At 69.8% G+C, this 1,953-nt stretch carries 1 protein-coding gene; it reads right to left on the reverse strand.

Annotated features, from left to right (window positions below):
* A partial coding sequence (locus ACWGDE_RS38535; protein ID WP_453393747.1) for a homocysteine S-methyltransferase family protein occupies positions 1–1,953 on the reverse strand: 1,953 nt, incomplete at both ends.

Genomic DNA, 1,953 nt, shown 5'->3' on the forward strand with positions numbered 1-1,953 from the left:
TAGGCGACCGCCGTCTTCATGACCTCGGCGGACTGCAGGACGAACGGGAGCTGCATCTGGCCGGAGCCGAACAGCTCGCCGACGACCTTCATGCCCTCCAGGAGGGTGTCGTTGACGATGTCGAGGGCGGGGCGGGTCTGCAACGCCTCGTCGAGGTCCGCTTCGAGGCCGTTCTTCTCGCCGTCGATGATCCGGCGCTGCAGGCGCTCGTCGAGCGGCAGGGCGAGGAGTTCCTCGGCGCGGCCGGCCTTCATCGACTTGGTGTTGACGCCCTCGAAGAGGGCCATCAGCTTCTGCAGCGGGTCGTAGCCCTCGGCGCGCCGGTCGTAGATGAGGTCCAGGGCCGTGTTGACCTGCTCGTCGTCGAACCGGGCGATGGGCAGGATCTTCGACGCGTGCACGATCGCCGAGTCCAGGCCCGCCTTGACGCACTCGTCGAGGAAGACGGAGTTCAGCAGGACGCGGGCGGCCGGGTTGAGGCCGAAGGAGATGTTCGACAGGCCCAGGGTGGTCTGGACGTCCGGGTGGCGGCGCTTGAGCTCGCGGATCGACTCGATCGTGGCGATGCCGTCCTTGCGGGACTCCTCCTGGCCTGTGCAGATCGTGAAGGTCAGGGTGTCGATGAGGATGTCCGACTCGCGGATCCCCCAGTTCCCGGTCAGGTCGGCGATCAGGCGCTGGGCGATGGCGACCTTGTGCTCGACGGTGCGGGCCTGGCCCTCCTCGTCGATGGTCAGCGCGATCAGCGCGGCGCCGTGCTCCTGGGCGAGGCGGGTGACCTTGGCGAAGCGGGACTCGGGGCCGTCGCCGTCCTCGTAGTTCACCGAGTTGATGACGGCGCGGCCGCCCAGCTTCTCCAGGCCGGCCCGCAGGACGGGGACCTCGGTGGAGTCCAGGACGATCGGCAGCGTCGAGGCGGTCGCGAAGCGGCCGGCCAGCTCCTGCATGTCGGCGACGCCGTCACGGCCGACGTAGTCCACGCACAGGTCGAGCATGTGCGCGCCTTCGCGGATCTGGTCGCGGGCCATCTCCACGCAGTCGTCCCAGCGGGCCTCCAGCATGGCCTCGCGGAACTTCTTCGACCCGTTGGCGTTCGTCCGCTCGCCGATCGCCATGTAGGAGATGTCCTGGCGGAAGGGCACGGTCTGGTAGAGGGAGGAGGCGCCGGGCTCGGGGCGGGGGTCGCGGACGGCCGGGCTCAGGTCGCGGACGCGCTCGACGACCTGGCGCAGGTGCTCGGGGGTGGTGCCGCAGCAGCCGCCGACCAGGGAGAGGCCGTACTCGCGGACGAAGGTCTCCTGGGCGTCGGCGAGCTCGGCCGCGGACAGCGGGTAGTGCGCGCCGTTCTTCCCCAGGACGGGCAATCCGGCGTTGGGCATGCAGGAGAGCGGGATCCGCGAGTTCCGGGCGAGGTAGCGCAGGTGCTCGCTCATCTCGGCCGGACCGGTCGCGCAGTTCAGGCCGATCATGTCGATGCCCAGGGGCTCCAGCGCGGTGAGCGCGGCGCCGATCTCCGAGCCGAGCAGCATCGTGCCGGTGGTCTCCACCGTCACGGAGCAGATCAGCGGGATGGAGACGCCGAGGGCCTCCATGGCGCGGCGGGCTCCGACGATGGAGGACTTGGTCTGCAGGAGGTCCTGGGTGGTCTCCACGAGCAGCGCGTCGGCGCCGCCGGTGATCAGGCCCTCGGCGTTGATCTGGTAGGCGTCGCGGATGGTCGCGTAGTCGATGTGACCGAGGGTCGGGAGCTTGGTGCCCGGGCCCATGGAACCGAGGACCCAGCGCTGCTGCCCGGTGGAGGCGGTGAACTCGTCCGCGATCTCGCGCGCGATCCGAGCACCCGCGACCGACAGTTCCAGGTTGCGGTCGGCGATGTCGTACTCGGCGAGCGCCGCGTAGTTCGTGCCGAAGGTGTTGGTCTCCACGCAGTCCACGCCGGCCGCGAAGTACTCG

The sequence above is a fragment of the Streptomyces sp. NPDC054956 genome, assembly GCF_053609185.1.